At 72.3% G+C, this 13,710-nt stretch carries 7 protein-coding genes; 3 read left to right on the forward strand and 4 right to left on the reverse strand.

Annotation, left to right across the window (positions count from 1 at the left end; all coding sequences use genetic code 11):
- Positions 1–45 precede the first annotated feature (45 nt).
- Positions 46–1,188: a tyrosine-type recombinase/integrase gene (locus tag ACFYSC_RS28390; RefSeq protein WP_389967776.1), complete on the reverse strand. Its 1,143-nt coding sequence runs from the start codon at positions 1,186–1,188 to the stop codon at positions 46–48.
- Between the two features lie 407 nt (positions 1,189–1,595).
- Between ACFYSC_RS28390 and ACFYSC_RS28395 the strand changes: the two genes are divergently transcribed.
- Entirely contained in the window at positions 1,596–2,069 is a 474-nt protein-coding gene (locus ACFYSC_RS28395; RefSeq protein WP_389967778.1) for a hypothetical protein, read from the forward strand.
- Positions 2,070–2,131: 62 nt separating this feature from the next.
- Here the strand turns inward: ACFYSC_RS28395 and ACFYSC_RS28400 are convergent, their stop codons facing one another.
- Positions 2,132–2,605, reverse strand: coding sequence for a hypothetical protein (locus ACFYSC_RS28400; RefSeq protein ID WP_389967780.1), 474 nt, complete (start codon positions 2,603–2,605; stop codon positions 2,132–2,134).
- A gap of 1,018 nt (positions 2,606–3,623) precedes the next feature.
- Between ACFYSC_RS28400 and ACFYSC_RS28405 the strand changes: the two genes are divergently transcribed.
- The gene (locus tag ACFYSC_RS28405; protein WP_389967782.1) at positions 3,624–4,643 is read left to right on the forward strand and encodes a tyrosine-type recombinase/integrase; all 1,020 of its coding nucleotides are present in this window, start codon (positions 3,624–3,626) and stop codon (positions 4,641–4,643) included.
- Between the two features lie 450 nt (positions 4,644–5,093).
- A complete protein-coding gene (locus tag ACFYSC_RS28410; protein WP_389967784.1) occupies positions 5,094–6,329 on the forward strand; it encodes an epoxide hydrolase family protein in 1,236 nt (411 codons plus the stop codon).
- A gap of 451 nt (positions 6,330–6,780) precedes the next feature.
- On the opposite strand, the gene ACFYSC_RS28415 is transcribed toward ACFYSC_RS28410, so the two are convergent.
- Together ACFYSC_RS28415 and ACFYSC_RS28420 are read right to left on the reverse strand one after the other, a co-directional pair.
- Positions 6,781–10,590, reverse strand: a complete 3,810-nt coding sequence (locus ACFYSC_RS28415; protein ID WP_389967786.1) for a S8 family serine peptidase — start codon at positions 10,588–10,590, stop codon at positions 6,781–6,783.
- 217 nt (positions 10,591–10,807) lie between these two features.
- Positions 10,808–13,684 carry an ATP-binding protein gene (locus ACFYSC_RS28420; protein ID WP_389967787.1) on the reverse strand — a complete coding sequence of 959 codons (2,877 nt, stop codon included), beginning with the start codon at positions 13,682–13,684 and terminating at the stop codon, positions 10,808–10,810.
- Positions 13,685–13,710: the final 26 nt, after the last annotated feature.

The following is a 13,710-nucleotide window of genomic DNA, read 5'->3' on the forward strand; positions in this document are numbered from 1 at the left end:
CCGCCGCCGCAGCGCCGCCCGCACCGGACCGGCTCCGGAAGAACCCTAAAGGGGCCGCCGATCCTGTTCCGCCACACCGGCGGGACCCTCCGGGGGCCCGGCGGCCGGAGACGGGGGAGCCGCGGCGGGGGAGGACCCCGCGCCACCACGGCCGGGCGGACGCAGCAGCGGATGGGAACGCATCGCCACCTCCAGCTCCCCGGGCAGCTCATCGCGGTAGCGGCCCAGCGTCGCCAGGTCACTGTGCCCCAGCACCCGCCGTACCGCGTCCATGTCCACCGCGTCGGCCAGAAGATGCGTGGCGGTGGTGTGGCGCAGCCCGTGCGGCGTCACCGACCGGCGCCGGTCGTCTTCCACCCGCCGCTGCACCCGGTCGATCACCGCCTGCACGTCGCCCCGCGCCAGCCGCCGCCCCCGCCACGACAGCAGCAGCGCCTTCTCCTGCGTCGCGGGCCGGCCGTGCGCCAGATACCCCTCCAGCGTCCGGGCCACATCATCGGGCAGCGGCACGTCCCGCGTCCGGCCGCCCTTGCCGAAGATCCGCCAGTACCGCACGCCGTCGTTGGTGTAGAAGTCCTCCACGTTGGCGCGTACCAGTTCCGACACCCGAGGCCCCACCGCGGTCAAAAGCAGCACGATCAGCGCGTCGCGCAGCTCGGTGCGCTGGTCGCGCCGGACCCGCCGCCCGCCCGGACCGGTGGACGGCTCGGCGGCCTGCCCGCCGGGTGCGCCCAGCAGCCGGGCCGCGCCGACCAGCCCCTGGGCCTGCTCACGCGTCAGCGCCCGCCGCTGCGCCGCGAGCCCGCCGCGTTCCCGGGCCGTCACCGTCGAGGACGTCATCGGGTCGACCTGCACCCACCCCGCCAGCGCGGCGTGTTTGAAGAACGCCGACACCGACCGGCGGAACCGCGCCTGGGAGGAGGCCGACTGCAGCCTGCCGTCCGGCTCGGCGCGCCGCCCGTCGGGTTTACGGGCGAAGGCCAGCAGCACCGCGTCGAGGTCCTCGCCCGTCAGGTCGTCCAGCACCACCTCCTCACCGGCCAGGCGCACGAACGTGGCGACGTCGCGCGCGTACACCTCCGCCGTCGCCGGTGACAGCGCGCCCGTCGACGTCTTGGCCCGGACCAGCTCCACATACCGGTCGGCCGACTCCTGGACGGTGAGACGATTCAGCTCCGCTGGCCGCATGGTCTTCGCAGGCACCCCTTCCCGTGATCACCTCTGACCGTACCGGGCGGCGACGACGCCCGCCGGGCATCCCCCCAAGGCTCCTGCGCCTCCCGGCCCGCCGGTCGTGCCCTCATGGACGCGCCCGGACGGCGGGCGGGGCGGACGACAGTCAGAAGATCATCGTGGACGTGTCCGTCATAGGGTGGGCTCATCAGCCGATGGGAGCACAACGGTTCGGCATGATCTGGCTGATCCGCATGGAAGGCGGAAAAATGGAAGAGATGTGGACATATAGCAGCACTGTCTGACAGCTATGTCCTAGTCGGGAAGAGCCGCTTCCCCCGCGGCGGCAGGCCTTCGAAACGGGGGAGAGGCACCCGGCCGCACCCCGCCTGCGGCCCCGCACCCGGACGTACGATCACGCCATGAGAAACATCGGACCCACCGAACTTCTCGTCCTCGCCGTACTGCTCGCCGTGGCGGCCCTCTTCCTCATCGGAGTGATCCGCCTGGCCACCCGCGGCTCCCGGGGCTCCGCCGCGCCCCGGCCACGGCTCGACCCCGCCGAACTGCACCGCCAGGCCACCGGCCTGATCACCGCCGGAAAGACCATCCAGGCCGTCAAACTCGTCCGGGAGCAGACCGGCCTCGGCCTGGCCGACGCCAAACGCTACACCGACGACCTCGCCGCCGGCCGCCCGCCGTACCCCGCCTTCCCCCACCCCGGCCACACCACCGCGCCCGGCCACACCGCGGCCCCGCAGCCCGCCGCCGACCTCGCCGGCCGCGTCCGCCACCTCAAAGCCACCGGCCACACCGAGCAGGCCGTTCTCCTCGTCAGGGGAGAGACCGGCATGAACGACGCCGACGCCCGGCGATTCGTCGACTCCCTCACCTGACACCCCCCGCGCCGCCCCCGGCCGCCGCAGACCTCCCGCGCGGCCCGCCCCCGGACCCCGGGTCACACGACGCGGGAGCGAGCCGCCGCCACCAGCCGGGCATCGGCGCCGGAGGTGACGACGACGACCGCCGACTCCGGAGTGCGCTCCCGTACGTCCTGCGACCTGATCGCCATCACCGCCGCCGGGCTCCCCAGCTCACCGTAACGGGCGGCCACCGCCTCGGCGATCACCACCCGGGCGGCGCCGGCCACACCCCTGGCCGACATCGGCGCCCCCGCGGCGCACAGGTGACCGAGCAACGCCGCGAACCGCAGCTCACCCTCCATCGGCGAGACCACGCCACCACCCTCACCGCCCGCCGCCCGCGGCCCGTCCAGCCAGAACACCCCGCCACGCAGGAAACCCGCACAGGACCCCTCGCCGTGCGGAAGCACCCGCACGGCGTCGGCCACCACCCGGCCGAACTCCGCCAGGTCCGCCTCCGGCGGCAGATCGGTGGTGACCAGCAGCGGCACGACCAGCGAATCCAGCATCAGCGGGCATCCCTTCGGTGAGACCGCTCATGGTAGGACCCGCCACCGACAATTCCGGGGGAACCGCGACGCCCGGCGTGCCGCCGTGCCCTCCGCCCGCCTCCCCGGGGCCGCGGCGGGCGACGCCGCGGCCCCGGGGGAGAAGGGACGGCACCGCGGTGTGGACCCCGCCCGGACCCCTTCGCCGGCCGAGGCCACCCGGGCCCGGATGGCCTTCCGAGCCGCGGACCCGCTCCGGCTCCGTGCTGGAGGCCATGCTGCGCGGCTTCGGCCCCGGCGCGGACTGAAACGCCGGGGGCGGCCCGGCGTGGACGCCGTACGGGGGCCGTGTCGCGGCGATCATGGGTGATCGTGAGCTAAGGAATACGGTCAGAATGGTCGAATCTATACCAAACAGAATTCAGCTTCTGTCTGGTATGACATTTATTGTCCGTTTTGAGAGTGTGGGGAAGGCCGGATGGGCGTGCGGGCGTCCCGCACGCCGCAGCGGCCTGCGACGGCCACGGCGCGGCCGGGACGCGAGCGGATCACCCGGGGTCGCGGCGCCGGGCCGGTGAGCCCGGGTGGGCCCGGCGCCGCGCCCTGCGAGATCGTCCCGGCCGGCGGGAGGCGGCCGGGACGCATCCGATGATCGTTTCGCGGCCTGCGTCCGGGGGCCGGTCGATGAGGCGCGGTGCGGTGGCGGCCGGGACGCATCGGTCGTGTCCGTCCGGTGTGGCGGCCGGGGTGCGCCGGGTTCTTCCCGTGGCCGTCGCCGCGGTGGCCGGGTGCCGCATCTGCCGGTGCCTGCCGGTGCCTGCCTGCGGGTTTCCGGGGTCTGTGGCGGGTTCGTGTCCGCCGTACGCCACAGGCGGGCGGGTGCCGGTGGCCGGGTGGTGCGGGTGCGGGCCGTACCGGACCGGTGGGTCGGTGGCGGGTTCTTCCGGGGTGTCGGGCGTGGTTGCCGAGGTTTTTGATGCATAATCGCACTTATGCATCATTTGTGGGTGGTCCCCTGTCGGCGGGCGGGAGGTGCGTGATGGGCGCGGGTGAGGCCGGTGGGCCGATGAGCGTGACCGGGGCGGCCGAGGAGTTCCTGTTCTCGTTGCGGGTCAAGAAGCTGTCGGCGCACACGATCGCCGGGTACGCCCGGGATCTGCGGGCGGTGACGGTGCTGGCGGCCGCTCAGGCGGGGTGCGCGCCGGGTGAGCTCGCGGTGGGCGGCCTGTCGGGGCGGCTGGTGCGGACGGCGTTCGCCGAGTTCGCCGGGCCGCGGTCGGCGGCGAGCGTCAACCGGGCCTGGAGCGCCTGGAACCAGTTTCTGACGTTCTGTGTGGCGGAGGGGCTCCTGGAGGGCAATCCGATGGCGGCGGTCCCCCGGCCTCGGCAGCCGGCCAAGGCGCCCAAGCCGTTGCTGGGTGACGGGGAGGCGTCGGGGTTGCTGCTGGAGCGGATCGCCGCGGGGGCGCGTAAGGCGCGGGATCCGTGGGTGGAGCGGGATCTGGTGGTGCTGGCGCTGGCGTTGGTGACGGGGATGCGGTCGGCGGAGCTTTTGGGGTTGACGCTGGGGTCGGTGGGTGGTTCGGCCGGGGATCGGCGGGTGCAGGTGGTGGGCAAGGGCGGGCGGACGCGTTCGCTGCCGATCGAGGCGCCGGTGGAGTTGCTGGTGGAGCGGTATCTGGAGAGCAGGATGCGGCGTTTCGGGCTGGCTGCGCTCCCCCGGTCGGCGCCGCTGCTGGTGGACAACCGGGGTGAGGCGTTGCGGCGGGGTGGGCTGCAGTATCTGGTGCGGCAGTGTTACCGGTATGCGGGGGTGCATGATCGGGTGCAGCGGGGGACGCTGGTGCACGCGTTGCGGCATGAGTTCGCCACGCGGCTGGCTGAGCGGGGGGCTTCGGCGCATGAGCTGATGGAGTTGCTGGGGCATGCCTCGATCGTGACGGGTCAGGCGTATGTGGCTTCCACGGCGCGGGAGGTGCGGCGGGCGGCGCGGGGTAATCCGGCGTACGGGGTGCTGGAGCGGCTGACGGGTGAGGGTGGAAAGCGGCGGGAGCCGTAGCGGCGGGGCGGGGTGAGGGTGGTGGGGGCCGGTCCTCCCCTCCCCTGGGCGGCCGGGGGCTCGCGCCGGCCGGGGTCCTGCCGCCGGTGTGACCCGGGGTGTTGTGCCGCGCTCCCCCGGTTTTCGGCCGGTGCCGGTGCCCGGGTGGGGGTTTCGGGGGCGGGGATCCGGGGGTGCCGGTTCGGGGGTGGGTGCGGGGGTTGTTCTATCGTGTCGGAGTCGTTGGGTGTCCGGGCCGGTGCCGGGGTGGCCGGGTCGTGGCGGAGGGGGTGCGCCGGTTGTCTGGTCGTCCGGGGCGGTCCTGGCCGGCTCGTGCGGCCGGCGGGTTCCGGTGGTGTCGTCCGTGGTCGGTGCCGTGGTTCCGCCGGTCGGCCGGCTGAGATCGCTTCGGCCCTGTTCGGGGGCGCCGCTTCTCCCCCGTTTCGTTCCCTGTTCAGAAGGAGCCGCTTCGTGACCGTCTCGCATGCGTTCCCGTTGGAGCCCGTTTCGATCCGTGTGCCCGGTGAGGTCCTCGATGATCTGCGGGCTCGTCTGGTGTTGCGGCGTTCACCGGTGGATGAGGGTAATGAGGACTGGTTCTACGGTGTTCCGGATGGTTATCTTCGTGAGCTGGTCGCCTACTGGCGGGATGGCTATGACTGGCGTGTGGCCGAGGCGGCGATCAACGCTCATGAGCATTATGAGGTGAGTGTGGCGGGTGTTCCGGTGCATTTCATGCGCAAGGCCGGCCGTGGTCCTCGCCCGATTCCGTTGATCCTCACCCATGGGTGGCCGTGGACGTTCTGGCACTGGTCGAAGGTGATCGGTCCGCTGGCCGATCCGGGGGCGTTCGGTGGTGATCCGGCCGATGCGTTCGATGTGATCGTGCCGTCCCTGCCGGGTTTCGGTTTCCCGGGGCCGCTGACCGGTTTCCCGGAGGTGAACTTCTGGAAGGTCGCCGATCTGTGGCATGTCCTGATGACGGAGGTTCTGGGGTATGAGAGGTACGGTGCCGGGGGGTGTGACATCGGCGGGATCGTCTCCAGTCAGCTGGGTCACAAGTACGCCGATGAGCTGTACGGGGTTCATATCGGGTCGGGGTTGCCGCTCGATTTCTTCACAGGTCCCCGTGCGTGGGATTTCGCGCGGAATCGGCCTCTCACCGAGGATCAGCCCGCCGAGGTGCGTGCCCGGATCGTGGAGCTGGATCGGCGTTCGGCGTCTCATCTGGCGGTGCACATGCTCGATGGTGCGACGTTGGCGCACGGGCTGAGTGACTCCCCCGCGGGGTTGCTGGCCTGGCTGCTGGAGCGCTGGAACGCCTGGAGTGACAACGGTGGTGACGTCGAGTCGGTCTTCACGAGGGATGATCTGCTGACGCATGCCACGATCTACTGGGTGAACAATTCCATCGCCACGTCGATGCGGTATTACGCCAATGCCAACCGCTATCCGTGGGTTCCGGCTCATGACCGTGTCCCGGTCGTGCAGGCTCCGGTGGGTGTGACGTTGGTGACGTATGAGAATCCGCCCGGTGTGCGTGGCGCCGATGAGCGGGTGCGGGCGTTCCTGGACGGTCCGCAGGCCGGCTGGTTCAACCATGTCAACGTCAGCGCCCATGATCGCGGGGGTCATTTCATCCCGTGGGAGAACCCGGAGGCCTGGGTGGGTGATCTGCGCCGTACCTTCCGTGGCCGCAGGCCCTGAGGGGTCTTCCGGGTCCGGGGCGGGGGCCTTGGCCGGCAGGGTCAAGACGGCCGGGCCGGTCAGGCCGAGGGGCGTGTAGGCCGTCAGTGCGGCGGGGAAGTAGTCCCGCAGCGCCGGGCCCGCTTGAGTGCCCGGCGCTGCTCGTCTTGGACCTCCCCATCGTGGTGATCCTCGGCCCGGTCGTCACCGACGTACGACGTACGGCACCCGGATCCTCCGCCCCCGGGCTGCGCGGTCAGGCAGCCCGCAGGAGCCGGTCGGCGTGCTGATGGACCAGTACTCACACCACCAGGGCGGGCACGACATCCCATCGGTGATCAAGGCTCCTGACCACCGGTGAGGGCACGGTCTGACCCCAGGACTCCACCATCGGTCCGGCGGACGAAAGTGCTCACTCACCGGTGGCTACCGGGCATCGGGTCTGCCTGATCGGCCGACCCGGTGGCTTCCGTCAGCGCAGGGGGAAGGCGCGGGTGGTGGTCTGTTCGGCCTTGTTGCCTTCGGTGTCCCAGGCTTCGGCCTTGAGGGTGACGGCGCCCTTCGTATCCGCGAGGGCGGGGTAGGTGAGTGTGGTGGTGTAGACGCCGGTACGTATCCGGCGGACCTTGGCGTTCTTCCAGGTCTGGCCATCGTCGGTGCTGTAGGCCAGCTTCAGCCCCGCGGCGGCCGGCATCCGCTCGGCCGACGGGGAGTGGGTCACGTCGATCTGGAACGTGTGCCGGCCACCGGCCCGTACGGAGGTGTCCGGGGCCTGGGTGTCAGCCAGGTCGTAGCCGACGAACACGAGCGGCTGCGGGTTGCACGAACCGGACGAGCCCATGATCGGGTGGCAGTCGGTCGTGGGCGGGATGGTGTCCTCGTCGCGGGCCCTGGAGTGGAAGGTCCAGGCGTTGACGGAGCCCGAGCCGCTCTGTTCGAGCCGGTAGAGGCCCTCCTGCTTGGTCAGCGTGAACATCGGGAACGCGGCGCCGGCGACGCGTGGGATCTCCTTGCCGTCCTTGAACAGCTTGGCGTTGGTGTTGACGCTGCCGCCGGGCATGGCCGGCCGCCCGTCGCCGGTCACGAAGGTGTAGGCGGGCAGGAACGTGTCGCCGCGCCGGCACATGGCGCACAGCACCTTGTTCTCGACGCCGGGGATCTCCGGGATCACCATGGCGCCCGGGGTGGCCGGGCCGGTGCCCCAGCGCCTGGTCTCCTTGCCGGGCTTGTCGATCGTCGTGTCCAGTTCCCAGGTCTTTCCGTCGGTGCCGCTGACGCTGCCCTGCCGCAGCGTGTCCGCCGAGGACAGGCTGAAGTACTGGGTCCGCCTGGAGGGGGCGGCGAAGTGGAACGCCGTCGCGAACGTGACCCGCTCCAGCGGCTTGCGGCTGTGCCAGATCTCCATCTGGTCGTCGAGGCTCATCGGCGTGTGGTACGCGGTGTCCACGGTCCGCAGGCGGTCGTTGGTGAAGTGGTAGACGGGGTCGGGGATCCGGCCGTCCTTGTACTCCTGGAGCTGGTAGGTGTAGTCGACGATCGGGTTGTTGGTGATCTCCAGTGTGACCGGGCCGTTCGCGAGCTGGGCGCGGAGCTGGTCGCCGACGGCCTTGAAGATCTGGATCACCGGCAGTGCCGGCTTTCCGTCCCCGCCGGGCCAGGTGGGGATCGAGCAGCCGGGGTACACGCGGTCGGCGAAGAGCACGACCCCGGCGGCGCCCGCGGCTTTCAGCGCCTGGAGACGGTCGAGTTCGATGAGGCAGGTGTCATCGGGGTCGATCGTCATCAGCGCGAGTTTGCCGCGCAGGTCGCCCTGCGGGTTCGCGCCGCCGCCGACATCGGCGAGGTTGTAGCGGTGGGTGCCGGCCGGGAACGGCATGTCCCAGCCGAGGTCGAAGCTCAGCCCGCGGTCGAAGTACTCATAGGTTCTGGCGTCGATCGCGTACTTCCGGGGGGACACGGCGCGCACGGCCAGTTGCGGGTTGGCGGCCGTGGCCTGCATCGAGTACAGCAGCTTGCCCTTGGTGACCTTCTTGGTGGGGCTGATGTACCAGTCGTTCATGCCGATGGCGCCCATGTGGCCGGTCGTCAGCGGGGTGCCGTCCCAGGCCGTGCGCACGAAGGAGAAGGTGCCTCTGGCGTGGCGCCAGTCGATCGGCTTGGGCGTTTTGACGCTCAGCAGCGCGGCTTCGCGCGCGTCGAGGGTGATCTCGGCTCCCCCGTCCGGCACGGCCACCTCGGGGTTGAACAGGAGGGCGACCGGGCCGGGCCCGCTGTCGATCGTGTTGTGCTGGACGCCGGCCTGGACGCTGTAGGTGCCCGCCTCGACCATGAAGCGGTAGACGCCGTCGCTGACGAAGTCGCCCGAGCTGATGCCGTAGGTGTCGGGGACGTCGACCGCGCTCGCGGCCACCCAGGTCACCGTCGGTGAGGCCGGGTTGCCGTATCTGTCGATGAGGTGCACGGTCAGCGGCACCTTCTTGGGCCCTCGGCGCAGCCCCACCGGGGTCGTGACGTGCGTACCGGACGGGCCTGTGGCGACCACGGCGCCGGTGTAGCCGCCCTTGGGCAGGCCGTCCGGGCGGAGGGTGACGGTGACGGACGCGGTGCCGCCCGCCGGGACGGTGACCGATGGGGTGCTGAACGTCAGTGCGTCCTTGGCTTCGCCCAGGGTGGCGGTGAGGGTCAGCGTCACCTCGGCGGCGCCGTCGTTGGCGTAGGTGACGGTCTTGTCCACCGTGTCGTTCACGTCTACGGGGATGATGCCGTAGTCCAGGTTCGGCGTGGTGGAGACGACGGCCTGGGAGACGGCCCTGGCCACGTCGACGCGGCCGGCGCCCTGCTCGTAGGCGGAGTATCCAGCGTCCTTGGCGGTCGACATCAGTGCCGCCTTGAGCCGCTGGCCGTCCCAGGAGGGATGTTCCTGGGCCAGCAGTGCGGCCGCGCCCGCGACGTGCGGGGTCGCCATCGAGGTGCCGTTCAGGCTGGTGTGGAGGGTGTCGACCGGGCTGCCCAGTGAGGTTCCGGCGGCGCGGGCGGCGATGATGCCTACGCCTGGGGCGGTTATGTCCGGCTTGAGCGCGCCGTCCACGGCCCTGGGCCCGCGGCTGGAGAAGTCCGCGAGCCGGTCGGACTTGTCGGTGGCGGCGACCGTCAGCGCGGAGGTGGCGGCGCCGGGTGTGCCGATCGTCTCCTTGCCGGGTCCGCTGTTGCTCGCGGCGATGACGAACAGCGCGCCCGTCGAGGCGCTCAGGTCGTTGACGGACTGGGACAGAGGGTCGGTGCCGTCGGTGGGGTTGCCGCCGAGGCTCATCGAGATGATCTTCGCTTTCTCCTCGGTGGCGGCCCACTCCATGCCGGCGATGATGTCGGAGGCGTCGCCCGAGCCGGAGTCGTCCAGCACCTTGCCGATGACGAGCCTGGCGCCGGGGGCGACGCCCTTGCGTGTGCCGTCCGAGCCCGCGCCCGAGCCTCCCACGGTCGCGGCGACGTGGGTGCCGTGGCCGTGGTGGTCGGTCACCTCCTGGCCCTCGACGAAGCTGTGGCTGTCGGTGATCCGGCCGGCCAGGTCGGGGTGGGTGGCGTCGACGCCGCTGTCCAGTACGGCGACCGTCGTGCCGGAGCCGTCGAAGCCGGCCTTCCACGCCTCGGGGGCGCCGATCAGCGGCACGCTCTCGGCCAGGTCCGCCTTGACCTTGGCGTCCAGCCAGACCTTGCCGACGCCGCCGGCCAGCTTCGTCCTGCCGTTGGCCGAGTCGCGCAGGGTGGCCCAGAAGTCGTCCGCCTTCGCCTTGTCGACCGTGAGCGCGGCGCCGTGGATGCTCGGCAGGGATCGGGTGGCGGTGCTGTCGGGCAGGGCGCGGGCGGCGCTCTTCCGGGCGCCCTGGTACTGGACGATCAGCGGCAGGCGGTCGGCCGTGCCGTCGGCGTAGCCGTTCTCGGCCAGGTAGCGGACGTCGAACAGCTTGAGGTCCAGGAGGCCCGCGTCGAGGGCGGGCTGGGCGTCGTCCGGGATCACGAAGATGCCCTCCGGTCCGGCCTCGCTGCGGAACAGCGGGATGTGACCGTCGGGGCGGCGGGCGGCCTCGGGGGTCGCGGTGTAGCGCCCGTCTGCGTCTCTGGTGAGGTGGACGGTGTCGCCGGTGATCAGGGTGAGGTTCCATGCGCCGCCGGCGGTGCCGGGGAGCGTGACGACGCCGGTGTCGCCCTCGTCGGGCGCGGCGAGGGCCGTCGCCGGGGTCAGCAGGCCCGAGGCCAGTGCCGCTACGGCCGCGGCCGCTGACACGCGCGGCCACGGCCGCCTTCTGGTGGTTGGCATCGGGGGTTCTGCCTCTTTCCTCATGCGTCGACCCAGCCCTCTTCGAGTTCGTCCTCGGGTTCGGCCTCGGGCTCGGGGGTGTCCTGGGGAGTGTCGTGCTCGTCCTTCGGATCGGGTTCTTCGGGCATGCGCCTAGCGTCACAGGAGCGATAGATGGCTACCTATGGGGCAAACACCCCAATAGTCAGGCGTCGAGGCGGTGCGCCAGCCCAGCGCGGGACCGCAGGCCCAGCTTGCGCATGGCCGACCCCAGGTGCTTGTCCACGGTCTTGGCCGACAGGAACAGCTCCTTGGCGATCTCCTTGTTGGTCAGGCCGGTGGCGGCCAGCCTGGCCACCGCGTCCTCCCTGGGGGAGAGCGCGGACCCGTAACCACGCGGGCCGCCGCGATGCCGGGCCGGTACGGGCAGGCCCCAGCGCCTGCTCAGCCGGCCGGCCCGGTCGAGGTCCCAGGCGGCGCCGAGCCCGCCGTAGGCGTGCAGGGCGGCCTCCAGCATCGGCGCCCCCCGCTCGTCACCGGCGGTGAGCAGCAGCCCGGTCGCGTGCTCGCGCGCCTGTGCCGCCTCGTACGGTGCCCCCAGCCGGTCGTACGACGCCGCCGCGTCCATGAAGCGCACGGCGTCGGCGGACAGGAGGCCCCGCGCATGGCCGAGCGCCGCCCGCGCGAGCGGCGCGTCCAGCGCGGCGAGCTCGCCTTCGAGACGTGACACCAGCTCCCCGGCCTCATCGGCCCTGCCCAGCCCCATCAGGGCTTCGACCAGTGCGGGAACCGCCCGAACACCCACCGGCCACAATCTCTTGGCCGCCCACAACGAGAACGCCTCGCCGGTACGCGCCACGGCCTCCCCTGCCCTGTCCTGTGCGGCGGCCAGCCGCAGCAGCGCGCTCACCGGCAGCGCGAGCACGTCGGCCGCGCCCGTCTCCAGGTTCGCGCGTACCAGGTCGTCGAGCCGCGCGGCGTCGGCCCGCCCGCGCGCGAGGGCCAGGCAGCCGGACACGGTGTCCGCGGTGAGGCGGAAACTGGGCAGGTCGGCGAAACGCACTCGCAACGCTTCGAGCTCGTCCGCCACGCCGTCCCAGGAACCCCGGCAGTACGCCAGAGTCGCCAGGTTCAACCGGCACCTGGACTCGATCAGGCCGGTGACGTCGTGCTCGGCCGCCTTGGCCAGCGCGGCGTCCAGCAGGCGGTACGCGGTGTCGTGATGCCCGGCCAGGCAGGCGACCTCGCCGATCGAGTCGTAGGCCACCACCTCCCACCGGTTCGTCGGCCGGCCGCCGGTCCGCGCCACGACCTGCCCGGTCAGGCTCGCCCCGCGCGGGTCGCCGACGAGGGTCAGCACCATGGCGACCTTGCCGAGCACGGAGATGCGCCGCTCCGGCTCCGCGATCTCGGGCAGCCGTTCGAGCGCCAGGTCGAGCCAGCGCAGGTGCTCGGCGAGCGGGACACCGGGGGTTCTCGGCATGCCCAGGCCCGCCATCGCGTACGCGGCCAGCACCGGGCGGTCGGCGAGATCGGCGACCGCCTCGATCATGGCCCCGCGGGTGAGCTCCGGCGCGGCGCCTCCGGCCTCCAGCTTCAGCCCGATGAGGTAGTTCAGCTCGCCGCGCACCGGTCCGGGCGGCTGGCGGGCGGCGGCGGCGCGCAGCAGGCCGATGAGCTCGTCGGCGCCCAGCGCGTATCCGCCCGCCCAGCCCAGTTTCGCCGCCAGCCTGCCCTCGCGTTCCGGGTCGAGGGGGGCGTGCCGCAGGACCGCCTCCAGCAGGCGTTCGGCCTCCGCGTCGTTGGCGAGGGCCACGGCCTGGTCGGCCGCCTTCTCCGCGGCGTCCACCCACGCGTCGTGCCGGCCGGCGTGACGGTGGTGGTGGGCGATCTGGCCGAGCGGCGTGGGATTTTGCCGCGCCACCGCCTTGGCGGCGCGGACGTGCAGGTCCTGGCGTCTGGGCAGCGGGATGCTCCCGTACACCGCCTGGACGGCCAGCGCATGCCTGAAGCCCGCCATGCCGGCGTGCTCGGCGAACAGGCCGCGGTCGAGAAGCTCGTCCAGGCCCTCGTGGGCGTCCTGCTCCGGTACGCGGCAGGTGGCCACGAGATCGGGCACCGGCACGGCCACCCGCAGCACCGCCGCGGCCTCCGCCACCGCCTGCGCGTTCGCGCTCAGGCCGCGCACCCGTTCCAGTACGGAGTCGCGTACCCCGGCCGGTACGCCCAGCGCGTCGAGCGTTTTGCGCGCCCACCTGGTACCGCGCTGGACCAGGACGCCGCGGGCCCGCAGCAGCGCGACCAGCTCCTGGATGGCGTACGGCAGGCCCGACGTACGCTCGCACAGGTAGGCGGCGAACTCGTCCGACACCTGCGCGGTGCCCAGGATCGAGGCCGTCAGCTCGTTCGTCCGGGCGGCGTCCAGCGGGGCCAGCACGAGGTGGGCATGGGCGAGCTCAGGACGTAACCGCGCGGTGAGCGCTCGCAGCCCGGGGCCGGCCTCCTCACCGCGGAACGTGAGCACGAGGACGAGCCCGGGCGGCGGGTCGGCGAGCAGGTAGCCGAGGAACTCGACCGTCTGCTCGTCGGCCCAGTGCAGATCCTCCAGCACCAGGACGGCCCGGCCGAGTGCGGCGAGCAGTTCCGCGAGCCCGCGGAACACGCGATGCCGCAGCCCGGCGGGGTCGTCCAGCGGGCCGGGCTCGGCCGGGAGGACGGCGGCGAGCTCGGGCAGCAGCGGGCGCAGCGCGCCGGTCACCGGCGACAGTCCGCCCTCGGGCAACCTCCCGGCCGCGCCGCGCAACGCCTCGATGACGGGCCCGAGCGGGAACGGCTCCCGGATCTGCGGGCACCCGCCGACGAGCGGCGGCCGGTCAGGCTGCTCGGCGGCGGGTGGCGGGCGGTCACGCAGCTCGGCGGCCAGTTCGCTGACCAGCCGCGTCTTACCGATGCCGGCCTCGCCCTCGATCATGACGACGGCCGGGGGACGCCGCACCGCCGCCCGCAGCCGCCACATCTCCGCGTCCCGGCCGACGAGGACGGGCGAGACCACCCGCTCCACCGCCATTTCGGCATCGTCCATAATCGAGCCATTGAAGCGCCGCCCGC

The organism is Streptosporangium sp. NPDC004379, assembly GCF_042873875.1.
Taxonomy (GTDB): Bacteria; Actinomycetota; Actinomycetes; order Streptosporangiales; family Streptosporangiaceae; genus Streptosporangium.